We start from the raw sequence: 24993 nt of genomic DNA, 5'->3' as shown, positions 1-24993 counted from the left end.
ACCGCAAGCCCGGCTCGCGAACATGACGACCACAAGATCGCCCCTCAAGGATGAGCCGGGATGGGCGACACATACGCCAATTCCGAATTTCGGTAAAGTGGAATATTTTTGCGAAGATGGGTTGACGGGGGAGCGACACAGCAAGAGTCCCGTAGCCCGCTCGCGACAGGCTCACCCCGTCGGGGTGCCCTGCCTCCACTGGCCGCCGGCGATCTTCGCGGCGGCGATCACGGCTTGCGTCCGGCTTTCGACGCCGAGCTTTTGCAGGATCGCCGAGACATGCGCCTTGATGGTGGCCTCGGAGACGCCGAGCTCATAGGCGATCTGCTTGTTGAGCAACCCCTCCGACAGCATCATCAGAACCCGGACCTGCTGCGGCGTCAGCGTCACCAGCCGGTCGCGCAGGCGCGTCATGTCCGGGTCGGCGGCCGCCGACAGATCGGTGTCGGCGGGAACCCAGACGTCGCCCTCCATCACCTTGAGGATGGCATCGCGCAGGGTCTCGACGCCGAAGCGCTTCGGAATGAAACCGGAAGCGCCGAAATCAAGCGAGCGGCGGATCGTGGCGCTGTCGTCGGAAGCGGAGACGATCACCACCGGGATCGCCGGATATTGTGCGCGCAGATAGATCAGGCCTGAAAAGCCGGAGATCCCGGGCATCGAGAGGTCAAGCAGGATCAGGTCGACGTCGGAGGTCTGTTCCAGAAGCTTGGTCAGATCCTCGAACGATCCGGCCTCGTCGATCCTGGCCGAGCTCAGGACGCCCGCCACCGCCTGCCGCAGCGCGTCGCGGAACAATGGATGGTCATCGGCAATGACGAGATGGGTCGAGGGAGCGTTCATCGTTCTCTTGCTGGCAATCGCACCGGGCCAGTAAGCCGGCGCGGGGCCCTGGTCAATTCTTTCCCGACCAGCCGTGGCATGCAAGTGGACATTATCCCTTTGCGGCAACGGGGTTAATCCACAGGCAGGCACTATGTTGCCGGATGGAAGCCCGCAGTGTCAGGTGAGCGTCAGTGCGAAAGGCCGAAAGTCGTATTGGGGCGGGTTTCACGCCAATGTTACCTTGGGGGCAAGGCCCCGGTTGATCCGGCATGACCGGACATCCAGGGCGCGAGGAAACGATTTTTCGGGGAGCGACTCAACATGTCGACAATGGCTGTGTCTCAAGCAGGCGCGGGAGGGATGACGAAGGACGAACGGTTCGTCATTCTCGCCTCCTCGCTCGGTACCGTCTTCGAGTGGTACGACTTCTATCTCTACGGTTCGCTGGCCGGCATCATCGGCGCGCAGTTCTTCTCGGCCTATCCCCCGGCAACCCGCGACATCTTCGCGCTGCTGGCCTTCGCGGCAGGCTTCCTGGTGCGCCCGTTCGGCGCGATTGTGTTCGGCCGTGTCGGCGACATCGTCGGCCGCAAATACACCTTCCTCGTCACCATCCTGATCATGGGTCTGTCGACCTTCATCGTCGGCCTGCTGCCCAATGCGGCGACCATCGGCATCGCGGCCCCGATCATCCTGATCGCGCTGCGTCTCGCCCAGGGCCTGGCGCTCGGCGGTGAATATGGCGGTGCGGCGACCTACGTGGCGGAGCATGCTCCGAATGGCAAGCGCGGCTACTACACCTCCTTCATCCAGACCACGGCGACGCTCGGCCTGTTCCTGTCGCTGCTGGTGATCCTGTTCACGCGCTCCGCGCTCGGCGAACCCGACTTCGCCGCCTGGGGCTGGCGCATTCCGTTCCTGGTCTCGGTGCTGCTGCTTGGCGTCTCGGTCTGGATCCGGCTTCGCCTCAACGAATCCCCGATCTTCCAGAAGATGAAGGACGAGGGGAAGAGCTCGAAGGCCCCGCTGACGGAAGCCTTCGGCAACTGGCAGAACGGCAAGCTCGTGCTGCTGGCGCTGCTTGGCGGCGTGATGGGCCAGGGCGTGGTCTGGTACACCGGCCAGTTCTACGCGCTGTTCTTCCTGCAATCGATCCTCAAGGTCGACGGCTACACCGCCAACCTGCTGATCGCCTGGTCGCTCCTGCTCGGCACCGGCTTCTTCATCGTGTTCGGCATGCTCTCCGACAGGATCGGCCGCAAGCCGATCATCCTCGGCGGCTGTCTGATCGCGGCGCTGACCTTCTTCCCGATCTTCAAGATGATCACCACCAACGCCAACCCGGCGCTGGAGAAGGCGATCGAGACGGTCAAGGTCGACGTGGTGGCGGATCCCGCGGGTTGCGGCGACCTGTTCAACCCGGTCGGCACCCGCGTCTTCACCTCGCCTTGCGACACCGCACGTGCCTACCTGGCGCAGTCGTCGGTCAAGTACTCGACCTCGCCAGGTGCGGCCGGCTCCGGCGTGAAGGTGATGGTCAACGGCAAGGAAGTTGCCTACGCCAATGCCAAGGACGGCAATCCTGCGGTCCTCGCCGCCGTGCAGGGAGCCGGGTATCCGAAGGCCGGCGACGCGAGCATCGTGAAGATGGCGCATCCGTTCGACATCTTCCGTCCGCAGGTAGCCGCGGTCGTCGGACTGCTGTTCGTCCTGGTGATCTTCGTCACCATGGTGTACGGCCCGATCGCCGCGATGCTGGTCGAACTGTTCCCGACCCGCATCCGCTACACCTCGATGTCGCTGCCCTACCACATCGGTAACGGCTGGTTCGGCGGCCTGCTGCCGGCGACCGCCTTCGCCATCGTGGCCTCGACCGGCGATATCTATGCGGGCCTCTGGTATCCGGTTATCTTCGCATCGATTACCGTCGTGATCGGCTTGTTCTTCCTGCCGGAGACCAAGGACGTCGATATCAAGGCGACCTGATCGGCACACCGATCGACAACACGAACCGGCCGCGGTCTCCGCGGCCGGTTTTGTTTTGGCCCTACTGATCGCAGCCGATGAATTGCAGCACGATTTCGCGCCTATGCGGGCGGGTGCGATGCTCGATCAGATAGATCGCCTGCCAGGCGCCCAGCGCAAGCGCGCCACCCAGGACCGGTACGTGCAACGAGGTCCCTGTCAGCATGGTTTTGATGTGCGCCGGCATATCGTCCGGCCCTTCGGTGTCGTGAGTCCAGCCTGCATCTTCATCGTCCGGCGCGAGCCGCGCCAGCACCGTCGTGAGATCGACGAGCACGGAAGGATCGGCATTCTCCTGGATGGTCAGCGACGCAGAGGTGTGGCGGATAAACAGCGTCAGCGCGCCGTCCCGCGCGTGAACGTCCTCGATGAACTTCGCGGCTTCGGTCGTGAGGTCGATGAAGCCGCAGCCCGGCGTCTGCACGGTGAGCAGCGACGATGCGACGGTGGTGGCCTGCACCGTCGATGGTGCTGAGCGGGTTACGGATTTGCCTAATGTCATGAGGACTCCCGTTACGTCGTCCTGGCCTAGTGCGCAATTGCGCACGGGAGCCAGGACCCATTACCCCAAATGCCCGTGATGGCGAGAAGTCGGCCACGCGCACTGGGAAAAACAGAGGGGCTGCGGCGTATGGGTCCTGGCTTCCGCCAGGACGACATCGAGGGGCTCGCTAAATCTTCCCCGACACGTCCTTCTGCACGCGGTTGGCCATGTCGATCAGCCGACGCCAGGCCTTTTCCAGGAACGACATCACGCGATCGACGTCCTGGTCGCTCGGCAGCGGGATCTCGATCCTGCGGTCACCCTCGGCGGCCTTCGGCTCCGCCTTCTTGAGCGGATCGGATTTCGGCAGCGCCTCGTCGATCTTGCCTGATACGGTCGGCCCCGCCGCGAGCCGTCCCTTCAGCGTCTCGACTTCGGCCTGGAGCCTGCCGATCTCGGCGTCGAGCGCGGTACGTTCATCGGGCACCGCGTAGCAGGCCCAGCCGACGCCGCTCCTGGTGCAGGTCGACACCGTGCCGGTGCGGGTGTCGAGCCGCAGCACGCCCTCGGGGATGGGGGTCATGCTGTAGCGGCCGTTTTCGCTGTCGGGCGCCGATTGCGCGGCCAGGAGGCCGCCGCTGATGGTCATCGCCGCGGCGATCGCCGCCGCCGCAAGCCATGATGCTGTGGATGAATTCGCTGGTCTCATCGCGCTCTCCGCCACGACGCGAGGTGGCGCTCTCATAGGTGGCCTCTCGCAAATTCTACACCCCGGCGAGGCGATCCGCCGCCCAAAACACGCCTCTGACATGAACGACTGCGGCGCCCCCTTTGATCCCGGCAGCTGGGCGAAATGGCGACTGCATCCGCCGATCAAGCGGAGAGCTGCTGCGGTGCGGCGTCACGCTGTGTGCAGCGCTGCCGCTCGCGCCAATATTGTCAAATAAATCAGATACATAATAGGAATGGACACAATCGTGACTTGGCTTGACTTGATTATGGGCCATCAGTATGGTCCGCGCGGCTTTTGAGGGTGGCGGGCGTAATTTCCATTCAGCCGCGGCGTTTCGGGTCTTCGTTGCATGACACAGGGCACGGGACACGGCGAGAATGGAGATCGCGATAGATCGCCCGAGGAAGCTGCGCTTTCCGAACGGCTCGGGAATCTTGATCAGCGGTTGTCCGAATTTCGCGGCCGCCACATCAAGACCGAGCAACCCGCAGGTGACGGTGAAGACAGAGCGGCCAGAGCCTCGGCGATGGCGCTTGGTTTCCGGTTATCCTCCGAGTTGGTCGCCGGGGTCGTTGTCGGAGCGGGGATTGGCTGGGGTTTCGACCGCTTGCTGTCGACGTCGCCTTTCGGATTTATCGTGTTCCTGCTGCTGGGCTTCGTAGCCGGCGTGGTGAATGTGGTGAGAACGGCAGGCGCGGGTCAAAACAGGCGCGGTGGTTCTTAAGCGATCCACACCAGGAGAGGAATGATCGTGCCGGCTTTGCCGGTACGGGCCGGCCCGACCGGCAGACCGAGACCCGCCGGTATCGCCCGGCAGACCAAGAGATGCCGCGCTGATGAAAATCGACCCGATCCACCAGTTCAACATCGAGCCTCTCTTCACCCTGGGCCATATCGGCAACCACACGATCGCCTTCACCAATTCGTCGCTCTACATGCTGGTGGCGGTCGCGATCATTTCGATCCTGATGCTCGCCAGCGGCACGCAGCTGGTTCCCGGGCGCCTCCAGTCGGTCGCCGAGATCTCCTACGAATTCGTGGCCTCGACCATCCGCTCGACGGCCGGCGCGGAAGGCATGAAGTTCTTCCCGCTGATCTTCTCGCTGTTCATGTTCATCTGCGTTTCGAACCTGGTCGGCATCATCCCCTACACCTTCACGATCTCGAGCCATCTGATCGTCACCGCGGCGCTCGCGCTGCTGGTCTTCTTCACCGTCCTGATCTACGGCATTGCCAAGAACGGCCTGAAATTCTTCTCGATCTTCGTGCCCCACGGCGTCCCCGGCTACATCCTGCCGCTGGTGATGTTCATCGAGATCCTGTCGTTCTTCCTGCGGCCGGTCTCCCACAGCGTCCGTCTGTTCGCCAACATGCTGGCCGGCCACATCGCGCTGAAGGTGTTCGCGGGCTTCGTCGCCATGCTCGGCTTCTCGCTCGGCGCCCTTGGCTGGGTCGGCGGCGTGCTGCCGCTGGCGCTCACGGTCGCGCTGTACGCTCTCGAGATTCTGGTCGCGTTCCTGCAAGCCTATGTGTTTGCGATCCTGACCTGCATCTACCTCAACGACGCCATTCATCCGGGACACTGAGCGGTCCGGGGAATTTCCACCCAAAACCCAATCTTTCTTCCAAGGAGTCTAAAATGGATCCGGCAGCAGCAAAACTTATCGGCGCGGGCATCGCATGCATCGGCATGGGCGGCGCGGGCGTCGGCGTCGGCGTGATCTTCGGCAACTACCTCGCCGCAGCCGTTCGCAACCCCTCGGCCGCTCAGGGCCAGTTCGGCAATCTGATCTTCGGCTTCGCCGTGACCGAAGCGCTCGGCATTTTCTCGCTGCTGATCGCGCTACTGCTGCTGTTCGTTCCGCTCTGAGGACGATTTTTCGCGCCGCTTCGACCGAAGCGGCGCGCATGACAGCAACAGGAGTACTCCATGGCTGAAAGTCATGGCGGCGCAAAAGGTCCGGCGGCGGGCGCTCACACCGAGGCTGACGGTGGTCACCACGGTGGCGGTTTTCCGCCGTTCGAGAGCGGTACCTATGCTTCACAGCTGGTGTCTCTCGCGATCTTCTTCGTCGCGCTTTACGTGATCGTGTCCAAGCTCGCTTTGCCGCGCGTCGGCGGGGCGATCGAGGCGCGTCAGAACAAGATCGAGGGCGACCTCGCCGAAGCGCAGAAGCTGAAGGACCAGTCCGAAGCGGCGCTGAAGGCCTATGAAAGCGAGCTTGCTTCGGCACGCTCGCGCGCGCAGGCCATCGGCAACGAATCCCGCGACAAGGCGAATGCGCAGGCGGACGCCGAGCGCAAGGCGCTGGAAGAACAGCTGGCGGCCAAGCTCGCCGAGGCGGAGAAGACCATCGCCTCGACCCGTGCGACCGCCATGAGCAACGTCCGCGGCATCGCGGCCGATGCGGCAGGCACCATCGTGCAGCAGCTCACCGGCGTGGTTCCGGACGCGGCGTTGGTCAATGCCGCCGTTGATGCGTCCTTGAAGGGTTAATCGATATGTTCTTCGATCCTGAAACCTGGGTCGCCATCGCCTTCGTGATCTTGATGGTCGTGTTCGGCTATCTCGGGGTCTTCAAGAAAGCAATGACTGCGCTCGACCATCGCGCCGATCGCATCAAGGCCGAACTCGACGACGCGACGCGCCTCAAGCAGGAAGCCGCCAAGGTGCTGGCCGACTACAAGGCGCGCACCGCCTCGGCCGAACGCGAGGCCGCCGACATCATCGCCAACGCGCGGAGCGAAGCCGAGCGCATCGCAATTGAGGCCAAGGCCAAGGTGGAAGATTTCGTCGCCCGCCGCACCAAGACCGCGGAGGGCAAGATCGCGCTCGCCGAGGCCCAAGCGGTGGCCGATGTTCGCGCCGCAGCCGCGGAAGCCGCCGTCCAGGCCGCCTCCACGATCCTGTCGCAGTCGGTCAAGGGCCAGGTCGCCGACGACCTTCTCGCCAAGGGCATCACCGAGGTTCGGCAGAAGCTGAACTGAGGGGTCTTGCCTTCACCAATCAAAAAGCCGGCGCGATGAGCGCCGGCTTTTTTGTTGGTATGGCTTTCTCTCGTGTCCCGGACGCGGCGCAGCGTGTAACGCTGCTCCGCAGAGCCGGGACCCATGCCTCACACGATAACGCTGATCGCAACATAGGCCCCGGCTCTGCGTCGCACCGCTGCGCGCTGCGCCGCGTCCGGGGCACGAGACCGACCCTACTTCTTCTTCGCCCGCGCCTTCGGCTCGGGCGAGAGCGCCTGCGGATCGAAGCCGACATAGAAAACGTAGGAATCGGCATCCTTGGCCGACGGCACCGGATAGCTCAGATCCTCGGCGACGAAGGTGAAGGGCACGCTGCCGCCCTCGGCCATCTCGACCGTGGTCCGGTAAGCTTTCGAGGCGATCACCTTCTCACCGACGCCGCCATGCACCACGGCGACGCGCAACGGCACCTCGACGGTCGCAGGCGCACCGGCGGGACCGGCGATGACGCGGCCCTGGATGCCGATCCGGGCCGTGATGCCAACGCTGCTGCGGGCACATTCACGCGCCATCTTGGTGATCGTCGCCTGGAAGCGGATCTCATTGCCGACGGCCGGCTTGCCGGTGGCGCCAACCGCGTAGGTCGACGCCCCCGCGCGCACCGTCACCTGCGGGCAATCGAGGTCGTCATCCGCCGGCTGGCCAGGCGCGGGTGCCGGCTTGGGCTGCGCCGGCTCGTCGGACTTGCCGCCGAACAGGCCCTTGAAGCGATCGGTCAGCGACTGCGCCGCAACCGGCGAGACGGAGACGAGCGCAACCGACAACGCCAGCGCGACCGCTGCCCCCCGTCGCAACGCATTCCGCGATGACCGAAGCTCCTGCACCATCAACGCCCATACTCCATGACAACATCCCGGCCGATCACCGGCCGGCTTGCGCCGTTATATCGTCAAAACCGGCGAACCCAAGGCAAGCACAACAAGGCGGCAAACAAGGAGACTTTGGCCACATGAATGAACGGGCTCAGCCGCGGAAATCCTCGTGCAGCAGGCCGAACAGCAAATGGTCCTGCCAGATCCCGTTGATGCAGAGATAGCGGCGCGCCAGCCCCTCGCGGGAGAAGCCGCACTTCTCCAGCACCCGGATCGACGGCGCATTGGTCGGGATGCAGGCGGCCTCGACCCGGTGCAGATTGAGCTCGCCGAACAGCGTCGGCAACAGCACCCGGAGCGCGGCCGTCATGTAGCCGCGCTGGGCGTTGGGCTTCCCGACCCAATAGCCGATGGTGCCGGCCTGGACGATGCCGCGCCGGACATTGGCGAGCGTGATGCCGCCGACCATGGCGCCGTCGAGTTCGCGGAAGATCAGAAACGGATAGGAACGGTCCGCGGCGATGTCCTCGGAATAGCGCCGCAGGCGACGGCGGAAGCCGGAGCGGGTGAGATCATCCGACGGCCAGATCGGCTCCCAGGGCGTCAGGTAGTCGCGGCTGGACTCGCGCAAATGTGCCCACTGCAGGAAGTCCGACATCTGCGGCGCGCGTAGCAACAGGCCGTTGCCGCGCGGCGCGAGAGCGGCGGGTCCACTGGATGGCAGGCGAAAGAGGGCCATGGTGATGCTTCCCGGGGCGGATCAACCCGTGCGCGGCTCCTAATGCAGCCGCGCCTTGGCGCGTGCCCGGGTCAATCCTTCCGCAAAAGACACCGCCGTGTCCAGACCCCTGCCACTGCCTAATGCGACAACCGCAGGGCGGCTGCGCGAAAGCAGCGCACGCGCCGCATCGCGGGTCGATTCGACGCTGACGGCGTCGATCCGGGCCACGAGCTCCTCGGCCGTCTGGGGCCGGCCATAGGCCAGCACATGCCGGGCGAGCTGCTCGGCGCGGGACGAGCAGCTCTCCAGCGCCATCAGCAGGCCCGCCTTCATCTGCGCCTTGGCCCGCGCGATCTCGACCTCGGTCAGGGTCTCGACCGAATCATTCATGATGTCGACCACGACCTCCATCATCTCGGGCGCATCGGCCGGATCGGTGCCGGTGTAGAGGCCGAAGAAGCCGGTGTCGGTATAGGGCGCGTGGAACGAGTAGATCGAGTAACAGAGGCCGCGCTTCTCGCGCACCTCCTGGAACAGCCGCGACGACATCCCGCCGCCGAGGATGTTGGTGAAGACCTGGAGCGAGAACAGCGACAAATCGTTCTGTGGCACGCCCTCCAGCGCCAGCGTCAGATGCGCCTGCTCGAGCTCGCGATGCACCACCTTGGTGCCGCCCTTGCCGAACTGTGCGGATTGCGGCTTGGGACCCGCCGTCCCCTCAAAACTGGCGAAGCGCTGCTCGACCTCGGCGACCACCTGCTTGTGATCGACCGCGCCAGCCGCCGCCACCACCATGTCGGGCCCGCGGTAATGCGTCGACAGATAGTCGCGCAGCGAGTCGCGGCTGAAGGCACGCAAGGTCTTCGCAGTGCCGAGCAGCGAACGGCCCATCGGCTGGTCGGGATAGCAGAGCTCGTTGAGATGCTCGAACACGACGTCGTCAGGCGTGTCCTGCGCCGCGCCGATCTCCTGCACGATGACGTTCTTCTCGCGCTCGAGCTCGTCGGGCTCGAAGGCGGGATTGGCCAGGATGTCGGCGAGCACGTCGAGCGCGAGCGGCACGTCGGCCTTCAGCACCCGCGCATAATAGGACGTGGTCTCGGTCGAGGTGCCGGCATTGAGGTCGCCGCCGACCGCCTCGATCTCCTCGACGATCTCGCGCGAGGTGCGCGTCGTCGTGCCCTTGAACGCCATATGTTCCAGGAGATGCGAGATGCCGTGCTCGTTGGGCTTCTCGTCGCGTCCGCCGACGCCGGCCCAGACGCCGAGCGCCGCGGTCTCGAGATGGGGCATCTTGTCGGTGACGACGGTCAGGCCGGACGCAAGCTTGGAAATCTCGACGCTCATCCGGCAACTCCCTGTTTCGCGGCGCGGCTGACCGACAGCACGAACCGCTCGACCTCGGCCTGGTCGTTCTTCATCACCTTCATGTGTTCGGATTTGGTCATCAGACCATCGAGCCAGGCCGGCAGTTGCGGCCGCTGGCCGCAGGCAGCTTCGACCGCATCGGGGAATTTGGCCGGATGGGCGGTGGACAGCACGATGCTGGGAACCGTCGTGTCGGTGGTGTCGCGGTCGGCGACCGCAAGCGCGACCGCGGTGTGGGGATCGACCAGTTCGCCCGCCTCGCGCCAGGCGGCGCGGATCGCGGCCGCGGTCTCGGTCTCGTCGGCCCGGCCCGCGTCGAATTCCTCGCGGATCGCGGCCAGCGTCGCATCGGGCAGCACGAAGCGCCCCGACTGCTTCAGCGAATCCATGAGACGGCGCACGCCGGCGGCATCGCGCCGGCCCGCCTCGAACAGCAGCCGCTCGAAATTCGAGGAGATCTGGATGTCCATCGACGGCGACGCCGTCGCGTGGACCTCGCGCACCTCGTAGATCCCGGTCTTCAGCGTGCGCGCCAGGATGTCGTTGACGTTGGCGGCGATGCCCAGGGTCCGCACCGGAAGACCCATGCGCTTGGCGACATAGCCGGCAAAGATGTCACCGAAATTGCCGGTCGGCACGACGAAGTCCACCGCGCGTGCCGGTGCGCCGACGGCAACGGCGGAGGTGAAATAATAGACCACCTGGGCGACGATGCGCGCCCAATTGATGGAATTGACGCCGGACAGCGAAGTCGCATCGCGGAAGCGATGGTTGTTGAACATCGCCTTCACGAGGGCCTGGCAATCGTCGAAATTGCCCTCGACGGCGAGTGCATGGACGTTGGCTGCGCCCGTCGTCGTCATCATCCGCCGCTGCACCTCGGAGATGCGGCCATGCGGGAACAGCACGATGAGATCGACATTCTCGAGCCCAGCGAACGCGTCAACCGCGGCACCGCCGGTGTCGCCTGAGGTCGCGACCACGATGGTGGTGCGCTGGCCGCGCTTGGCGAGCACGTGGTCCATCAGCCGCGAGATCAGCTGCATCGCCACGTCCTTGAAGGCGAGCGTCGGACCGTGGAACAGCTCCAGCACGAACTGGTGCGGCGCCATCTGGCGCAGCGGCACCACCGCCGGATGGCGGAAGGTGGCGTAGGCCTCGTTCGCCATGCGGCCGAGTTCGGCGTCGGAGATCTCGCCGCCGGCGAAGGGGCGGATCACCTCGACCGCGACCTCCCAATAGGGACGACCGAAGAAGCCGGCGATGGCGTCGGTCGAGAGTTGCGGCCAGGTGGCCGGCACATACAGGCCGCCGTCGCGGGCGAGCCCGGTCAGCATCACGTCGCAGAAGCCGAGTTCGGGGGCCTCGCCCCGGGTCGAGATATAACGAGTCAAACTGCCCTCCAAAGGCCGGCCGAGCCTGAGCTCGATCCGCAAGCCTTTGATTTTACGAAGTTACTTGTTAACAGCCAGAGGCTTTGGGCCACCATAAAGTGTTTTGCGGCATCGGGAAACCGCTTCGCGCCTGGGCCCATCCAACGAAAAAGGGCTGCCAACGAAAAGGGCTGCGGCAATGCCGCAGCCCTCTCTTGGAAGGTCTGTCGTTGTGTGCAGACCGGTTTTGCCTCTGGGGTCACCGACCCGCTAAAACTGTTCGCGCAAGCTTTCGTCGCCTGTCGCGAAATCGTCAAGGGTCAAAACGGTAGATGCGAGAAAATGTTCCTATTTTTCCCGACACGTTTCGGCTCTGGCAAGCGCTCGCGAGCAACCTCTCGTCACGCATTACCATTATTTCCCGAAGGACCGGACAGTCCAGGAACGAACGACGGCTCGGCCCATTGTGTCGGCGGAGGGTGTCGGCGCTATCCATGCATTGCCCGGCTCAGCGCCGAGACCGGTCCGCCCCGCCGAACCGGCAGCATCCTGGAGCAGCCGGTTCGGCGCCCGGGGGCGTCAGTTCATCCCGATTTCCACCGCGATCCGGATCAGGTCGGAATGGTTCTTGGCGCCGAGCTTCTGCTTGAGCAGGGACGTGGTGTTGGCGACGGTCTTGTAGGAGATACCGAGCGCCTCGGCGACCTCGACGATCTTGTCGCCTCGCCCCAGCAGGCGCAGAATCTCGAGCTCCCGCGGCGTCATCTGCGAGGCCGGATTGGCCTTGATCGCCGCGCCGGAAAACGTCACCGCTTCCGCGAGCTGCGGCGAGATGAAATTGTCGCCCGCAACCACCTTGCGCACCGCCTTGAGCAGGATCCGGGGATCGTCGCCCTTGGAGACGTAGCCCTGCGCCCCAAGCTCGACCGCCCGCACCACGAAGGCCGGATCGTCGTTCATGCTGAACATGATGATCTTGGCGTCGGGATCGTCCTTGCGAATGCGTCGCATCAGTTCGAAGCCGGAGACGTCGGGCAGGCTGATGTCGATCACAGTGACGTCGGGCCGCTTGCTGACATAGGCGCGATGCCCGGATTTGGCGTCGGTCGCCTCGTCGATCCGGATCGAATGGTCGGAGGCGAACAGGGTGCGGCAACCGGACAGCACCACGGGATGGTCGTCGACAATCAGAACCCTGGTTGCCGGCTTGGCAGTATCTTGCATCGCAGCTCTCTTGTTTTTTGACTCATAAACCGCCGGGAACAAATGGAAAGAGTAAATCCGACCGATGCGCGTTAGAATTGACCTAATGTGGCAACGTCTCTCGTTCAGGACCCAATTGTTTCTGCCGCTCGGCATGAGCTTCCTCGCCGCGCTGATCATGAGCGGCGTGCTGCTCCAAACCTTCGCGACCGACCAACTGGCGGACGAGAACGAGCCGGCGTGGCGTTCGATCCAGACGGTTGCCGCCGCGCTCAACAATACCCTGCGCACCTCGAACAATCCGCGGCAGACGCTCGACGCCTTTGTCCATTCTCTGGACACCTCCTCCGATATCCAGTTCCGTGCCGTGGAGACGGGTCCCGCATCCCCAGCGAGGGACGGCCTGCGCAAGCCGCATGGCGTACCGCAATGGTTTGTCGACCTGCTCACCATTCCGAGCATGGACGCGGCAGCTCCGGTGACGATCGACGGCCAGCGTGTCGGCGATCTCGTCTTCCTGCCGGACCTGTCCGCCGACCTGTTCGAGAAGTGGATCGGCTTTCTCGCGCTGACCAGCCTCGTTGTCGGGCTGATGGTGCTCACCGGCACCATTGCCTATGTTTTCGCGGGATCGGCCCTGCGTCCGCTGCAAGATCTCGGCGAAGGGCTCACGCGGATGCGGCGCGGCGACTACGCAACGCCGATCCCGGTCGGAGGACCGCCGGAAATCCGGCAAAGCTGCGCGGAGGCCAATGCGCTGGCCGAAACGCTGGCGCAATTGAGCCAGGACAATCGCGACCTGCTGCACCGCGTGGTGTCGCTCCAGGACGACGAGCGGCGCGATCTCGCGCGCGAACTGCACGACGAGCTCGGCCCGCTGCTGTTCAGCATCCGCGCCGGCACGATCGCATTGGTCGATGCATCGCCTCCGGCGGGAAATCTCAGCAGTTCGGCACAGGAGGTGTTGCAATCGGTCGAAGCGCTCCAGCAGAGCAACCGCCGCATCCTCGACCGGTTGCGACCGCTCTACATCGAGGAATTGGGTCTGGAGACCAGCGTGCAGACGCTGCTCCGGAACTTTCGCAAGCAGGCACCGTATATCTGCCTGACCGATACGATTGATCCGGATCTCAACGGGATCGACGGGCCGCTGGCTCAGACCGTCTATCGCGTGATCCAGGAGGCGCTGACCAACGTGCTGCGCCATGCCGGCGCCAGCAATGCCCATGTGCATGCAACCTTCGCCGGCGAGACGGTCGTCGTCGAGATTTCCGACGACGGCGGCGGCTTTCCCGAAGACAACATGTTCGGCCGTGGCCTGACCGGCATGCATGAGCGCGTGCGCGCGCTCAGCGGATCGCTGTCACTGCTGCGCGTGGACGACAGGACCTATGTGCGCTGCCGCCTTCCCGCCGAACCGGCACGCGAGGCGCCGGTGACCGGCTAGAGCGTTTTCGAGCGAAGTGGATACCGGTTCGCGTGAAGAAAACGCGTCAGGACGAGAATCTAGAGTTTCTGATCTAATCAGAACCGAACTCTAGCACGCACAGCCAACATGGGCGCTCTGTCGTGCCGGCTCGCACAGCGTGGTGCGGATCTTGCCGTCCGGGCTGAAGCAAAACGAGGCGCGGATGCGCAGCGCGCCGGCGACGGAATATTCGAGATCGACGCCATGGGGCGCAGGATGGATTTCCTCCAGCCCGAAACCTGCCGACGAGAAAGCGCTGAGCCGGGGCTGCCAATAGGCCTCGAGCTCGCTCCGGCCGCGATAGCGCTGCGTGCCGTTACACGAGCATTCGACCTGGGCGTCGTCCGCATAGAGGTCGAGTAGCGTCGCGAGGTCGCCCTTCCTGCAGGCATCCACCCAGTCGACGACAATTCCCATCTGGTCGAAATCGCTCACGCTGCAATCCTGTATGCCGCGGAAAATTACTGGCGGCTTAGGACCACACTCGTGAATGTGCGCTGAATGGTAAACCCCGGGCGATACCGGGTTCCCCTGCGGGATCTACGGAGTTGGGCCCTGCCGCCGCCCTCTTGCCCACACGGCGAAGGCGATGAGCACGGCGCCTGCAAGCGTGAACCAGGTGATGGCGTATTGCAGGTGATCGTCCTTGAGATGCACGTCGAGCGGCCCCGGCCGCGGAATGCCGTTCTCGGGCGCCGGCTGCTCGAGATCGACATAGAACGGCGCAACCGCGCCCCAGCCCAGCGCGCTCGCGATCGCCACATGATCGCGCACGAACCACAGCCGCTTGTCGCGGTTCTCCGCCGGGGTCAGCCAGCCAGGTGCCTCGGGAAAGCGCAGATAGCCGGTGAACGAGACCACCTGCCCCGTGACGAGCTTCTTGACCGCGCGATCCTCGACGCTGCGATCCTGCATGGTGTTTTCGACGAAGCCCGCATCGATCACCACCGTCTCGCCGCTCGGCAGCCGTGCCGGCAGGAACGCCCAGGTGCCGGGGCCTGAAGCGTCCTTGCGCACGGCGGACCCGGGGGAATAGACCATCGCATCGGGCAATTGCGCATAGGTCGCGGTAAAGCTGACACGGCGGAATTCATCGCGCGCGGGACTTAGCGCGGCCCATTGTGCCGGCGCCGGCAGAGCGACCGGCACCTCCGCAAGACGCTCGGTGAGGGCGGCGATCAGGTCGTGCTTGGCGAGACGGCGCTGCAATTGCCAGACACCGAGCACGACGCAGACCGCGGTCAGGAAAAGCGTGAACAGCGCGAAGCCGGCCACGCGGGGCTTACGCGCGGTCTCGTTCATTTCGTACGGTCGACCAGCCGGCCCGGCGCCGCCTTGTGGTGGAATTGCAGCGCGATCAGCAGCGACTTCATTGCGCGCAACGGCAGCAGGGTGGTCGCGAGGATCAGCGGCAGCCACAGCACCGCGTGCAGCCAGTACGGCGGCTGGTATTTGACCTCGACGACGAGCGCGCAGCCGACCACGATCGCGCCGGCCAGCATGATGATGAAGATCGCCGGACCGTCGCCCGAATCGATGAAGGCGTAGTCGAGGCCGCAACGGTCGCAGGAAGGCGCAAGCGTCAGGAAACCCGCATAGAGCTTGCCCTGGCCGCAGCGCGGGCATTTGCAGGCGAGCCCGCGCAGCGCACTTTGCAGGACGGTGGCTTTCGACTCGGACGTGTCGGGGGCTTCGTTCATGATGAACGGTCTATCACAGTTTCTGCCGAAACCCCTGCGCGCAGAAAGCAAAAGGGCGGCCCTGTGGCCGCCCTCTCTCGATCCGATGTCAGCCAGCTCAGTGCGCGCCGTGGGCCATGGTCTCGGCGCCGTGTCCCCACACGTAGATGCAGAGGAACAGGAACAGCCAGACCACGTCGACGAAGTGCCAGTACCAGGCGGCGAACTCGAAGCCGAGATGCTGGGTCGGCGTGAAGTGGCCGGCATAGGCGCGGAACAGGCACACGAGCAGGAAGATGGTGCCGACCAGCACATGGAAACCGTGGAAGCCGGTCGCCATGAAGAAGGTCGCGCCGTAGACGTTGCCGCCGAAGGAGAATGCCGCGTGGCTGTACTCATAGGCCTGCACGCAGGTGAAGAGCGCCCCGAGCACGACGGTGATGATCAGGCCATACTTCAGGCCCTGGCGATCGTTCTCGAGCAGCGCATGATGGGCCCAGGTCACCGTGGTGCCGGAGGTGAGCAGGATCAGCGTGTTCAGGAGCGGCAGATGCCAGGGATCGAAGGTCTCGATGCCGTGCGGCGGCCAGGTGCCCGGCACGGCGCAGGCGCCGGCCGCGGTACCGAGACCACAGCCGAACACCGCATCGCGGGTGGCGTGGACGGCGTCGGCCGGGAATAGCGCCGCGTTGAAATAGGCCCAGAACCAGGCGACGAAGAACATCACCTCCGAGGCGATGAACAGGATCATGCCGTAGCGGTGATGCAGCTGCACGACGCGGGTGTGGTCGCCCTTGTACTGGGCTTCCTTGATCACGTCGCCCCACCAGCTCGCCATGGTGTAGAGCACGCCGACGGTGCCGACACCGAAGATGATCGGCGCAGCCGAGAACATGTGGTGCATCCAGGTGATCGCGCCGACCGCCATGATGAAGGCCGAGATGGAGCCGACGACGGGCCATGGCGAGGGATCGACCAGGTGGTAGTCGTGATGCTTGGTGTGCGCCGTTGCCATTTGCGGTCTCGCTCCTCAATCCCGTGCCTGTCCGGCACTTATCCCCTTGTTTCCAACCCCCCGAGCGCGAGCCCGGCGATCAGAGATTTCCCTTGCGTTTGTCGTTCTCACCAGATGCGAGCGGCTTCACCACCGGATCGCGCACCGGATAGAAAGTATAGGACAGCGTGATGGTGTTCAGCCCGTCGTTCTCGTGGTCGTCGGCGATCGACGGATCGACGTAGAACACGACCGGCATCTCGCGCTTCTCGCCGGGCGCCATGGTCTGCTCGGTGAAGCAGAAGCAGTTGATCTTCTGGAAATAGGAACCGACCGTCAGCGGCGCGACATTGTAGGCGGCCTGGCCTGCGGTGGTCCGCGCGGCCTGGTTGGTCACCGTGTAAAAGACCGTCACGACCTGGCCGATATTGACCTCGATCTCGCTCTGCTCCGGCTCGAACTTCCAGGGCAGGCCGGGCGCGACGTTGGAATCGAAGCGCACCGCGATCTTCCGTGCGATCGGGCCGCTCGCCGGCGCCGAGGTCGCGACCTGGGTCGTGCCGTTGAAGCCGGTGGCGCGGCAGAACCAATTGTAGAACGGCACCGCCGCGTAGGACGCGCCGACCATCAGCGCGACCACGCCGCCGCAGATCGAGGCGACCACCACGTCGCGGCCAAGCCCCTTGGAAGGCCTGCGCCCCTTGGTGCTCGTCCGGCTCTGGTCCCGCGATATGGTCGGCTTCTGATCCATGTTTCCTACATCGGCCGGACGAGCACGGCCGGTCCCTTGACCATGGTCACGGCGAAGAACAGCACCACGAGCACGCCGAGCGCGAGCGCGATCGCGATCGAGCGCTGACGACGGCTCTTCTTCTGCGCCTCGGTGAGGACGATTCCGTCTATCTCGGGTTTGTCGGCCATTCCTGCGATCATGCGCCCCCTACCATCGGAGCAAGCGCCCGGAACACGACCTCGGCCAGCAAGGTCGCAAACAGCGCGAACAGATAAAGGATGGAGAACGCAAACAGCTTGCGGGTCGCCCGCAGCGACTGGCTGCGCTCGCGGCGGACATAGACGTTGATGGCGAACCCCAGCATGCCGGCGCCGAGGATCAGAGAAACGATGCCGTAGATGGCGTCGAAATAGCCGAGCGCCCAGGGCGCAGCCGCGACCGCGATCAGCACGATGGTGTAGAGCAGGATCTGAAGCCGCGTCGCGTCGGGGCCGGCGACGTTGGGCAGCATCGGAATGCCGGCGCGCGCGTAATCGTCGGAGCGGAACAGCGCCAGCGCCCAGAAGTGCGGCGGCGTCCAGAAGAAGATGATGGCGAACAGCAGCAGCGGCTCGACGTCGACCGTGCCCGTGACCGCGGCCCAGGCCACCACCGGCGGCAGCGCACCGGCGGCACCGCCGATCACGATGTTCTGCGCGGTCCAGCGCTTCAGGCCGATCGTGTAGATCACGACGTAGAAGAAGATGGTGAAGGCGAGCAGCGCGCCCGCGATCCAGTTGACCAGGATGCCGAGCGTCATCACCGAGAAGAAGGCGAGCGTCATGCCGAAGGTCATCGCCTCGGGGCGGGTGATGCGGCCGCGCGGAATCGGCCGGTTCGCCGTGCGCGACATCTTGGCGTCGATGTCGCCTTCGAGCGCCATGTTGAGCGCCCCGGAGGCGCCGGCACCGACGGCGATGCAGAGCAGCGAGGTGAAGGCCAGCACCGGGTGGAAATGCCCGGGCGCCATCGCCATTCCGACCAGCGCGGTGAAGATCACCAGCGACATCACCCGCGGCTTCAGGAGCGCGATGTAATCGCCAACCTCCGCTTCGGAGATGCGGGGATTGATGTCGATGGCGTTGTGGTCGAGGACGGACACTAGACTGACTCGCTTCGTTGTAGAGCCGCGGCGCCCGTCACGGGCGCCGCGAGCGTCGGCTTACTGCACGCGGGGCAGAACTTCGAACTGGTGGAAGGGCGGGGGCGAGGGCAGCGTCCACTCCAGCGTGGTCGCACCTGCACCCCACGGATTGTCGCCAGCCGGCACCTTTTTCGCGAAGGCGTCGATCACGCAGTAGAGGAAGATCAGCACGCCGAAGCCGGAGATGTAGGAGCCGACCGACGAGACCAGGTTCCAGCCCGCGAACGCGTCGGGATAGTCGACATAGCGGCGCGGCATGCCCGACAGGCCGAGGAAGTGCTGCGGGAAGAACACCAGGTTCACACCGATGAAGGTGACCCAGAAGTGCGCCTTCGCCAGCGTCTCATTGTACATGTAGCCCGACATCTTCGGGAACCAGTAGTACCAGCCGGCGAAGATCCCGAACACCGCGCCGAGCGACAGCACGTAGTGGAAGTGCGCGACGACGTAGTACGTCTCCTGGAGCACGCGGTCGACGCCGGCATTCGCCAGCACGACACCGGTGACGCCGCCGACGGTGAACAGGAAGATGAATCCCACCGCCCAGATCATCGGCGCGCGGAACTCGATCGAACCGCCCCACATCGTGGCGATCCACGAGAAGATCTTCACGCCGGTCGGGACCGCGATGACCATCGTGGCGGCGACGAAATAGGCCTGCGTCGCCGAGGACATGCCGACCGTGTACATATGGTGCGCCCACACCACGAAGCCGATGCCGCCGATCGCGACCATGGCGTAGGCCATGCCGAGATAGCCGAACACGGGCTTGCGCGAGAAGGTCGAGACGATCTGGCTGACCATGCCGAAGGCGGGCAGGATCAGGATGTACACTTCGGGGTGACCGAAGAACCAGAACAGATGCTGGAACAGCACGGGATCGCCGCCGCCTTCTGGGTTGAAGAACGTCGTGCCGAAATTGCGGTCGGTGAGCAGCATCGTGATCGCACCGGCGAGCACCGGCAGCGACAACAGCAGCAGGAACACCGTCACCAGGATCGACCACACGAACAGCGGCATCTTGTGCAGGGTCATGCCCGGCGCGCGCATGTTGAAGATGGTGGTGATGAAGTTGATGGCACCGAGGATCGACGAGGCGCCCGCCAGATGCAGCGACAGGATCGCGAAGTCGACGGCCGGGCCCGGATGGCCCGAGCTCGACAGCGGCGCGTACATGGTCCAGCCGGCGCCGACACCGTTGGCGCCCGGCTCGCCCTCGACGAAGGTCGACATCAGCAGCAGCGCAAAGGAGGCCGGCAGCAGCCAGAACGAGATGTTGTTCATGCGCGGGAACGCCATGTCGGGCGCGCCGATCATCAGCGGCACGAACCAGTTGCCGAAGCCGCCGATCATCGCGGGCATGACCATGAAGAAGATCATGATCAGGCCGTGGGAGGTCACGAACACATTGTAGGTGTGCGTCTCGTGGAAGATCTGCACGCCCGGATACATCAGCTCGGCACGGATCGCGATCGACATCGCGGCGCCGATGACGCCGGCAATGACCGCGAAGATCAGGTACATCGTGCCGATGTCCTTGTGGTTGGTCGAATAGACGTAGCGCCGCCATCCGGTCGGATGGGCGTGCTCGTCATGTCCGTGGTCTTGCGCGTGATCGCCGTGTGCCGCTGCGCTCGTTGCCATTTTCTAATCCTGCCTTGCGTCCCGATCGGACCTCTGGAGGTCCCGCCCTTATGTCGCTTTCAGTTCCCTCGACCCCGTCGCCCGGCGCTTACTGCGTCGAGCCGGCCGTGGAGGCGTAGGTGCTGGTGCCGCCGCTCGCATATTTCTTCTTCGCCGTCTCGACCCAGGAGGCGAACTCCTGGTCGCTCACCACGCGGATAGCGATCGGCATGAAGGCGTGGTCCTTGCCGCACAGCTCCGAGCACTGGCCGTAGAACATGCCGGTCTTGGTTGCCTTGAACCAGGTCTCGTTCAGCCGTCCCGGAATGGCGTCGATCTTGACGCCGAAAGCCGGCATCGCGAAGGCGTGGATGACGTCGGCCCCGGTCACCTGAACCCGGACCACCTTGTTGACGGGGACCACCATCTCGTTGTCGACGCCGAGCAGGCGGGGCTGCTTGTCCTGGGCCATCAGCGAGTCGAACTCGAACTTGCCGTTATCCGGATAGGCGTAGGACCAATACCACTGCTTGCCGGTCGCCTTGATGGTCAGGTCCGCCTTCGGCACGTCGAGCTCGAGGAACAGGAGGCGGAACGACGGCACCGAGATACCGACCAGAATCAGCACCGGAACGAGCGTCCACGCCACTTCGATCAGCGTGTTGTGCGTGGTCCGCGACGGCACCGGATTGGCCTTCGCGTTGAACTTGACGACCACGATCACGAGCAGCGCCAGAACGAACAGCGTGATCACAGTGATCAGCACGAACAGGAAATTGTGGAACCAGATGATATTGTCCATCACCGGGGAGCCAGACTGCTGAAGCGTCCACTCCCACGGCGCCGGTTGCCCGAGCTCGGCGAATGCCGCACCGCTCGTCGCCAGCGTCAGACCCGCCACGGCCAATCCCAGCAAGTGCCGGCCCACCGGGCCCATCGACATCTTCATGCCGTTCGCGCTCCCCTAACGAAATCACCCCAAGTGCATCCCCCTATTTTCGGGAAACGCTTTATTCGATCCGCCCCTCTGACAAACCGCCGCGCAAGAATACCTCTAAGAGGAATTGGGGCCAGATCGCTAGAACGCCGAAATCAAGCCTCTCAAACCATAATTCTTGATCTATCGCAATGCAGTCTTGAGCCTCGTCTGCCTGCCATCACCCGCAAGATATTTCCTAGTAACATCAGACAAAAATACCGTTTCCCGGGATGCTGCGGCTTGACAGCGGAATTGCCCGCGGTAGGCACTGGCAGACAGCCGCACAGGAACCTGATTCGTGCGGGCGATGGCGGCCGTGGCGGCGTGGAATTTGCTTGCGAATCGCCTTCAAGACGCCGTCATTCCCGTATCAGTCCGCCAGGTGCGAGCGACCCAGGCGAGCAGAGGGACCGACCCGATGGGGTTTTCGAGAGGCACGGCAAAGCGGGCTAAGAGGCAGGCTAGCGGCCTCACGATGCTGGCTGCCCTGCTGGCGGCGGTCGCGCTCCCGGGCCTCGCCCATGCGCAGGGCGCGGTGCGCTCCGTCCATGGCGACTGGCAGATCCGCTGCGACACCCCGCCGGGCGCCCAGTCCGAGCAATGCGCCCTGATCCAGAGCGTGGTCGCCGAAGACCGCTCCAATGCCGGCCTGACCGTGATCGTGCTCAAGACCGCCGACCAGAAGAGCCGCCTGATGCGGGTGGTCGCCCCCCTCGGCGTTCTCCTGCCGTCCGGCCTCGGCCTCAAGCTCGACAACCAGGACGTCGGCCGTGCCGGCTTCGTCCGCTGCCTGCCCAATGGCTGCGTCGCCGAGGTGGTCATGGACGACAAGCTGCTCGGCCAGCTCCGCACCGCCAAGACTGCGACCTTCATCATCTTCGAGACGCCGGAAGAAGGCATCGGCTTCCCGCTCAGCCTGAACGGGCTCGGCGAAGGCTATGACAAGCTGCCGTAGGGCGTAGCCCGTCAAAACAGCAGCGCCATCAGGGTCACATTCCCGTACACACCGTCGATCTTGTTGGCGTTGCGCTGCAAGCCCTCGATGACGAACCCGACCTTTTTGTAGAGCGCGATCGCATTCGCGTTGTTCTCGTGGACCGACAGCTCGACCCTCGACATGCCCGCGGCGCGCGCGGCGTCGAGGGTGTGCCGTATCAGCCGGGTCCCGAGACCCTGGCCTCGAAATGGCTGCAAAAGACCCATACCGAGGATGCCGCCATGGGCGTGAATCGGGCGCGACAGCCGCTGAACATCGCACCAGCCGACAACATCAGTGCCGGAAAGGGCGACGAATTGCGGATTCCGTTGCGCGATCATGTCGAGGACGAAGCTGCGCGTCGCCTCGAGCGGAGGCGCCTCCAGGAAAGCGAGATAGCGCCGCTCCCGCGCGACCGTATCCAGCGCCCGGTGGAAGCTTTCGACATGCGCTTCGGATATTGCAATGATTTCAATCATGTCGTTTCGGTAATGTGTCCGAACGGCCCCTCGCCGAACGCGCACGAAGCCATTATCTTGCCAGACATCTCTTCGACAATGGGTGATCGATGACCAACCCCGCCACAACCTCCCTGCTCGACCGCGCCAATCTCGACCGCGACCAGGTTCGCAGCGAGCTCGCGCGCGGGCTTGCCGGTGCCGACGACGGCGAATTGTTCCTGGAATACAGCCAGACCGAAGCGCTGATGTTCGACAATGGCCGGCTGAAGCAGGCGACCTACGACACCTCGCAGGGTTTTGGCCTGCGCGCCGTCAAGGACGACGCGGTCGGCTACGCGCATTCCTCCGACGTGTCGCTGCCGGCGCTGATTCGCGCCGCGGACGCGGTCGCGGCCGTGCGCGGCGGTTATTCCGGCAGCTTCGCTGCGCCTCCAGCGCATACCAACGTGCGGCTTTATAGCGACGACAATCCGCTCGATGCCCCCGGCTTCGAGACCAAGGTCAAACTGCTCGCCGAGATCGACGCCTATCTGCGCGACAAGGATCCGCGGGTGCGGCAGGTCAGCGTCAGCCTGGGCGCGACCTGGCAGGTGGTCGAGATCCTGCGGCCGGACGGCGAGAGCTATCGCGACATCCGCCCGCTGGTGCGCGTCAACGTCTCCGTCGTCGCCGGTCAGGGCGACCGCCAGGAGAGCGGCAGCAAGGGCTATGGCGGCCGCGCCGGCTACGCCGAATTCATCGAAAGCAAGAACTGGCGCGACGCCGCCGACGGCGCGTTGCGCGAGGCTCTGGTCAATCTGGAATCGATTCCCGCCCCCGCCGGCGAGATGGACGTCGTGCTTGGGGCCGGCTGGCCCGGCGTGATGCTGCATGAGGCGGTCGGCCATGGCCTCGAGGGCGACTTCAACCGCAAGAAGACGTCTGCGTTTGCCGGCCTGATGGGCCAGCAGGTCGCAGCCAAGGGCGTTACCGTGGTCGACGACGGCACCATTGCCTCGCGCCGCGGCTCGCTGTCGATCGACGACGAGGGCACGCCGACCAACCGCACCGTGCTGATCGAGGACGGCGTCCTGGTCGGTTATATGCAGGACCGCCAGAACGCGCGCCTGATGAACATGAAGCCGACCGGCAACGGCCGCCGCCAGGGCTATGCCCATGTGCCGATGCCGCGCATGACCAACACCTACATGCTCGCGGGCGATCGCGATCCGGCCGAGATCCTCGCCTCGGTGAAGAACGGCGTCTTCGCCGCGAATTTCGGCGGCGGTCAGGTCGACATCACCTCGGGCAAATACGTGTTTCAGTGCACCGAGGCCTACAAGATCGAGAACGGCAAGATCGGTGCGCCCTTGAAGGGCGCCATGCTGATCGGCAACGGACCGACCGACCTGCATCGCATCCGCATGGTCGGCAACGACCTCGCGCTCGATACCGGCATCGGCACCTGTGGCAAGAACGGCCAGGGCGTGCCGGTCGGCGTCGGCCAGCCGTCGCTACTGATGGAACGCATTACAGTGGGTGGAACGGGCGGATGAGCGTCGAGAAGATAACTGTCACCACCAAGCGGAAGAGCAGCGGCTGGGGCGGCCAGCTCGTGCAGCTCGCCGGCATCGTCGCAGCGGTGTTCATTGCCAAGGGTGCACTGGCCGAGCCGTTCTACGTGCCGTCGGGCTCGATGGAGCCGACGCTGTTGATCGGCGACGCATTGATCGCCTCGAAATTCCCCTACGGCTACGGCACCTCGTCGCTGCCGATCCAGATCAACCTGCCCGAGAGCGGCCGCGTCTTCGCGGAGACGCCGAAGCAGGGCGACGTCGTCGTCTTCCGCTGGCCCGGCGACCGCTCGCAGGCCTGGGTCAAGCGCGTCGTGGGTCTGCCCGGCGACCGCATCCAGCTGCGGCAGGGCCAGCTCTTCGTCAACGACCGCCCCGCCGAGCTGAAGCCGGACGGCGTTGGCGCCGCCGAGGACGACAATGGCGGCAGCGAACCCGCCTATCGCTATGTCGAGACTCTGCCGAACGGCGTCTCGCATCTGATCTTCAAGATGCGTGACAACGGTCCGCTCGACAACACGCAGGAAGTGACGGTGCCGGCGGGCCATCTCTTCGTGCTCGGCGACAACCGCGACAACTCCGCCGACAGCCGCGTGCCCTTGCGCTCCGGCGGCGTCGGCCTGTTGCCGATCGACAATCTGGTCGGCCGCGCGGATGCCGTGCTCGGGTCCTGGGATCTCGGCATCCGTGGCCAGCCGGTGTGGACCTGGCTGTCCGGATTTCGCATGGCGCGGTTTTTCACCGCCGTGCATTGAAGGCCGGAATGTCCT

General features: G+C 64.7%; 28 protein-coding genes. 10 read left to right on the top strand and 18 right to left on the bottom strand.

The window, feature by feature from the left end:
- Nucleotides 1–171: 171 nt before the first annotated feature.
- Nucleotides 172–843: a response regulator gene (locus tag JQ591_RS08795; RefSeq protein WP_211395578.1), complete on the bottom strand. Its 672-nt coding sequence runs from the start codon at nt 841–843 to the stop codon at nt 172–174.
- Nucleotides 844–1185: 342 nt separating this feature from the next.
- Between JQ591_RS08795 and JQ591_RS08790 the strand changes: the two genes are divergently transcribed.
- A complete protein-coding gene (locus JQ591_RS08790) occupies nt 1186–2811 on the top strand; it encodes an MFS transporter (RefSeq protein ID WP_211395577.1) in 1626 nt (541 codons plus the stop codon).
- A 61-nt stretch (nt 2812–2872) separates the two neighbouring features.
- On the opposite strand, the gene JQ591_RS08785 is transcribed toward JQ591_RS08790, so the two are convergent.
- Entirely contained in the window at nt 2873–3352 is a 480-nt protein-coding gene (locus tag JQ591_RS08785; protein WP_211395576.1) for a secondary thiamine-phosphate synthase enzyme YjbQ, read from the bottom strand.
- A gap of 169 nt (nt 3353–3521) precedes the next feature.
- On the bottom strand, nt 3522–4043 hold the full coding sequence (locus tag JQ591_RS08780) for a hypothetical protein (RefSeq protein ID WP_211395575.1): 522 nt from the start codon (nt 4041–4043) through the stop codon (nt 3522–3524).
- A 373-nt stretch (nt 4044–4416) separates the two neighbouring features.
- On the opposite strand from JQ591_RS08780, the gene JQ591_RS08775 reads away from it, so the two are divergent.
- The 5 genes from JQ591_RS08775 to JQ591_RS08755 all read left to right on the top strand — a co-directional run bounded on the left by JQ591_RS08775 (nt 4417) and on the right by JQ591_RS08755 (nt 7055).
- On the top strand, nt 4417–4791 hold the full coding sequence (locus tag JQ591_RS08775; protein WP_211395574.1) for an AtpZ/AtpI family protein: 375 nt from the start codon (nt 4417–4419) through the stop codon (nt 4789–4791).
- Between the two features lie 112 nt (nt 4792–4903).
- Nucleotides 4904–5653 (top strand): F0F1 ATP synthase subunit A, encoded by a 750-nt coding sequence (locus tag JQ591_RS08770; RefSeq protein WP_018459993.1) that lies wholly within the window; start codon nt 4904–4906, stop codon nt 5651–5653.
- A 53-nt stretch (nt 5654–5706) separates the two neighbouring features.
- Nucleotides 5707–5937: a F0F1 ATP synthase subunit C gene (locus JQ591_RS08765; protein ID WP_007599451.1), complete on the top strand. Its 231-nt coding sequence runs from the start codon at nt 5707–5709 to the stop codon at nt 5935–5937.
- Nucleotides 5938–5997: 60 nt separating this feature from the next.
- On the top strand, nt 5998–6564 hold the full coding sequence (locus tag JQ591_RS08760; RefSeq protein ID WP_211395573.1) for a F0F1 ATP synthase subunit B': 567 nt from the start codon (nt 5998–6000) through the stop codon (nt 6562–6564).
- A 5-nt stretch (nt 6565–6569) separates the two neighbouring features.
- Nucleotides 6570–7055 carry an ATP F0F1 synthase subunit B gene (locus JQ591_RS08755; RefSeq protein WP_211395572.1) on the top strand — a complete coding sequence of 162 codons (486 nt, stop codon included), beginning with the start codon at nt 6570–6572 and terminating at the stop codon, nt 7053–7055.
- A gap of 215 nt (nt 7056–7270) precedes the next feature.
- On the opposite strand, the gene JQ591_RS08750 is transcribed toward JQ591_RS08755, so the two are convergent.
- The 5 genes from JQ591_RS08750 to JQ591_RS08730 all read right to left on the bottom strand — a co-directional run bounded on the left by JQ591_RS08750 (nt 7271) and on the right by JQ591_RS08730 (nt 12595).
- Complete coding sequence (locus JQ591_RS08750) at nt 7271–7924, bottom strand: hypothetical protein (RefSeq protein ID WP_211395571.1); 654 nt, start codon at nt 7922–7924, stop codon at nt 7271–7273.
- 136 nt (nt 7925–8060) lie between these two features.
- Nucleotides 8061–8648: a GNAT family N-acetyltransferase gene (locus JQ591_RS08745; RefSeq protein ID WP_211395570.1), complete on the bottom strand. Its 588-nt coding sequence runs from the start codon at nt 8646–8648 to the stop codon at nt 8061–8063.
- Between the two features lie 39 nt (nt 8649–8687).
- Nucleotides 8688–9977, bottom strand: coding sequence for a M16 family metallopeptidase (locus JQ591_RS08740; protein WP_211395569.1), 1290 nt, complete (start codon nt 9975–9977; stop codon nt 8688–8690).
- Nucleotides 9974–11392 carry a threonine synthase gene (gene thrC / locus JQ591_RS08735; RefSeq protein WP_211395568.1) on the bottom strand — a complete coding sequence of 473 codons (1419 nt, stop codon included), beginning with the start codon at nt 11390–11392 and terminating at the stop codon, nt 9974–9976. The genes JQ591_RS08740 and thrC overlap by 4 nt, the downstream gene beginning before the upstream one ends.
- Before the next feature lie 558 nt (nt 11393–11950).
- On the bottom strand, nt 11951–12595 hold the full coding sequence (locus JQ591_RS08730; protein ID WP_008541266.1) for a response regulator transcription factor: 645 nt from the start codon (nt 12593–12595) through the stop codon (nt 11951–11953).
- Nucleotides 12596–12680: 85 nt separating this feature from the next.
- Here JQ591_RS08730 and JQ591_RS08725 point away from each other — a divergent pair, with 85 nt between their 5' ends.
- The gene (locus tag JQ591_RS08725; protein WP_211395567.1) at nt 12681–14021 is read left to right on the top strand and encodes a histidine kinase; all 1341 of its coding nucleotides are present in this window, start codon (nt 12681–12683) and stop codon (nt 14019–14021) included.
- A gap of 90 nt (nt 14022–14111) precedes the next feature.
- On the opposite strand, the gene JQ591_RS08720 is transcribed toward JQ591_RS08725, so the two are convergent.
- From JQ591_RS08720 to coxB, 9 genes are all read right to left on the bottom strand, one after another.
- The gene (locus tag JQ591_RS08720) at nt 14112–14477 is read right to left on the bottom strand and encodes a nuclear transport factor 2 family protein (RefSeq protein ID WP_211395566.1); all 366 of its coding nucleotides are present in this window, start codon (nt 14475–14477) and stop codon (nt 14112–14114) included.
- A gap of 105 nt (nt 14478–14582) precedes the next feature.
- Complete coding sequence (locus JQ591_RS08715) at nt 14583–15344, bottom strand: SURF1 family protein (RefSeq protein ID WP_211395565.1); 762 nt, start codon at nt 15342–15344, stop codon at nt 14583–14585.
- Nucleotides 15341–15742 carry a DUF983 domain-containing protein gene (locus JQ591_RS08710; RefSeq protein WP_211395564.1) on the bottom strand — a complete coding sequence of 134 codons (402 nt, stop codon included), beginning with the start codon at nt 15740–15742 and terminating at the stop codon, nt 15341–15343. The genes JQ591_RS08715 and JQ591_RS08710 overlap by 4 nt, the downstream gene beginning before the upstream one ends.
- 97 nt (nt 15743–15839) lie before the next feature.
- Nucleotides 15840–16736: a cytochrome c oxidase subunit 3 gene (locus JQ591_RS08705; RefSeq protein ID WP_211395563.1), complete on the bottom strand. Its 897-nt coding sequence runs from the start codon at nt 16734–16736 to the stop codon at nt 15840–15842.
- Between the two features lie 79 nt (nt 16737–16815).
- Complete coding sequence (locus JQ591_RS08700) at nt 16816–17466, bottom strand: cytochrome c oxidase assembly protein (protein ID WP_211395562.1); 651 nt, start codon at nt 17464–17466, stop codon at nt 16816–16818.
- A gap of 5 nt (nt 17467–17471) precedes the next feature.
- A complete protein-coding gene (locus JQ591_RS08695; protein WP_007599435.1) occupies nt 17472–17648 on the bottom strand; it encodes a hypothetical protein in 177 nt (58 codons plus the stop codon).
- Nucleotides 17645–18589, bottom strand: coding sequence for a heme o synthase (locus tag JQ591_RS08690; protein ID WP_211395561.1), 945 nt, complete (start codon nt 18587–18589; stop codon nt 17645–17647). Before JQ591_RS08690 ends, JQ591_RS08695 begins: the two co-directional genes overlap by 4 nt.
- Before the next feature lie 60 nt (nt 18590–18649).
- Nucleotides 18650–20275 carry a cytochrome c oxidase subunit I gene (gene ctaD / locus JQ591_RS08685; protein ID WP_211395560.1) on the bottom strand — a complete coding sequence of 542 codons (1626 nt, stop codon included), beginning with the start codon at nt 20273–20275 and terminating at the stop codon, nt 18650–18652.
- Between the two features lie 88 nt (nt 20276–20363).
- Entirely contained in the window at nt 20364–21203 is an 840-nt protein-coding gene (gene coxB, locus JQ591_RS08680) for a cytochrome c oxidase subunit II (RefSeq protein WP_211395559.1), read from the bottom strand.
- A gap of 448 nt (nt 21204–21651) precedes the next feature.
- Between coxB and JQ591_RS08675 the strand changes: the two genes are divergently transcribed.
- Nucleotides 21652–22188 (top strand): invasion associated locus B family protein, encoded by a 537-nt coding sequence (locus JQ591_RS08675; RefSeq protein WP_211395558.1) that lies wholly within the window; start codon nt 21652–21654, stop codon nt 22186–22188.
- 11 nt (nt 22189–22199) lie between these two features.
- Here the strand turns inward: JQ591_RS08675 and JQ591_RS08670 are convergent, their stop codons facing one another.
- Nucleotides 22200–22688: a GNAT family N-acetyltransferase gene (locus JQ591_RS08670; RefSeq protein WP_211395557.1), complete on the bottom strand. Its 489-nt coding sequence runs from the start codon at nt 22686–22688 to the stop codon at nt 22200–22202.
- 89 nt (nt 22689–22777) lie between these two features.
- Between JQ591_RS08670 and tldD the strand changes: the two genes are divergently transcribed.
- Complete coding sequence (gene tldD, locus JQ591_RS08665; RefSeq protein WP_211395556.1) at nt 22778–24205, top strand: metalloprotease TldD; 1428 nt, start codon at nt 22778–22780, stop codon at nt 24203–24205.
- Nucleotides 24202–24978 carry a signal peptidase I gene (lepB, locus tag JQ591_RS08660; protein WP_211395555.1) on the top strand — a complete coding sequence of 259 codons (777 nt, stop codon included), beginning with the start codon at nt 24202–24204 and terminating at the stop codon, nt 24976–24978. The genes tldD and lepB overlap by 4 nt, the downstream gene beginning before the upstream one ends.
- Nucleotides 24979–24993: the final 15 nt, after the last annotated feature.

This window comes from Bradyrhizobium canariense (assembly GCF_018130465.1).
Classification (GTDB): Bacteria; Pseudomonadota; Alphaproteobacteria; order Rhizobiales; family Xanthobacteraceae; genus Bradyrhizobium; species Bradyrhizobium canariense_C.
This window is presented reverse-complemented; position numbering and strand designations above follow the sequence as displayed.

Coding starts and splice junctions, on each gene's coding strand:
- JQ591_RS08675 (WP_211395558.1), top strand. CDS start 21,652: ATGGGGTTTTCGAGAGGCACGGCAAAGCGGGCTAAGAGGCAGGCTAGC.
- JQ591_RS08780 (WP_211395575.1), bottom strand. CDS start 4,043: ATGAGACCAGCGAATTCATCCACAGCATCATGGCTTGCGGCGGCGGCG.
- JQ591_RS08755 (WP_211395572.1), top strand. CDS start 6,570: ATGTTCTTCGATCCTGAAACCTGGGTCGCCATCGCCTTCGTGATCTTG.
- ctaD (WP_211395560.1), bottom strand. CDS start 20,275: ATGGCAACGAGCGCAGCGGCACACGGCGATCACGCGCAAGACCACGGA.
- JQ591_RS08705 (WP_211395563.1), bottom strand. CDS start 16,736: ATGGCAACGGCGCACACCAAGCATCACGACTACCACCTGGTCGATCCC.
- coxB (WP_211395559.1), bottom strand. CDS start 21,203: ATGAAGATGTCGATGGGCCCGGTGGGCCGGCACTTGCTGGGATTGGCC.
- JQ591_RS08730 (WP_008541266.1), bottom strand. CDS start 12,595: ATGCAAGATACTGCCAAGCCGGCAACCAGGGTTCTGATTGTCGACGAC.
- JQ591_RS08775 (WP_211395574.1), top strand. CDS start 4,417: ATGACACAGGGCACGGGACACGGCGAGAATGGAGATCGCGATAGATCG.
- JQ591_RS08710 (WP_211395564.1), bottom strand. CDS start 15,742: ATGAACGAAGCCCCCGACACGTCCGAGTCGAAAGCCACCGTCCTGCAA.
- JQ591_RS08790 (WP_211395577.1), top strand. CDS start 1,186: ATGACGAAGGACGAACGGTTCGTCATTCTCGCCTCCTCGCTCGGTACC.
- JQ591_RS08745 (WP_211395570.1), bottom strand. CDS start 8,648: ATGGCCCTCTTTCGCCTGCCATCCAGTGGACCCGCCGCTCTCGCGCCG.
- JQ591_RS08795 (WP_211395578.1), bottom strand. CDS start 843: ATGAACGCTCCCTCGACCCATCTCGTCATTGCCGATGACCATCCATTG.
- JQ591_RS08785 (WP_211395576.1), bottom strand. CDS start 3,352: ATGACATTAGGCAAATCCGTAACCCGCTCAGCACCATCGACGGTGCAG.
- JQ591_RS08715 (WP_211395565.1), bottom strand. CDS start 15,344: ATGAACGAGACCGCGCGTAAGCCCCGCGTGGCCGGCTTCGCGCTGTTC.
- JQ591_RS08670 (WP_211395557.1), bottom strand. CDS start 22,688: ATGATTGAAATCATTGCAATATCCGAAGCGCATGTCGAAAGCTTCCAC.
- tldD (WP_211395556.1), top strand. CDS start 22,778: ATGACCAACCCCGCCACAACCTCCCTGCTCGACCGCGCCAATCTCGAC.
- JQ591_RS08740 (WP_211395569.1), bottom strand. CDS start 9,977: ATGAGCGTCGAGATTTCCAAGCTTGCGTCCGGCCTGACCGTCGTCACC.
- JQ591_RS08765 (WP_007599451.1), top strand. CDS start 5,707: ATGGATCCGGCAGCAGCAAAACTTATCGGCGCGGGCATCGCATGCATC.
- JQ591_RS08700 (WP_211395562.1), bottom strand. CDS start 17,466: ATGGATCAGAAGCCGACCATATCGCGGGACCAGAGCCGGACGAGCACC.
- lepB (WP_211395555.1), top strand. CDS start 24,202: ATGAGCGTCGAGAAGATAACTGTCACCACCAAGCGGAAGAGCAGCGGC.
- JQ591_RS08695 (WP_007599435.1), bottom strand. CDS start 17,648: ATGATCGCAGGAATGGCCGACAAACCCGAGATAGACGGAATCGTCCTC.
- JQ591_RS08725 (WP_211395567.1), top strand. CDS start 12,681: ATGTGGCAACGTCTCTCGTTCAGGACCCAATTGTTTCTGCCGCTCGGC.
- JQ591_RS08750 (WP_211395571.1), bottom strand. CDS start 7,924: ATGGTGCAGGAGCTTCGGTCATCGCGGAATGCGTTGCGACGGGGGGCA.
- JQ591_RS08760 (WP_211395573.1), top strand. CDS start 5,998: ATGGCTGAAAGTCATGGCGGCGCAAAAGGTCCGGCGGCGGGCGCTCAC.
- JQ591_RS08770 (WP_018459993.1), top strand. CDS start 4,904: ATGAAAATCGACCCGATCCACCAGTTCAACATCGAGCCTCTCTTCACC.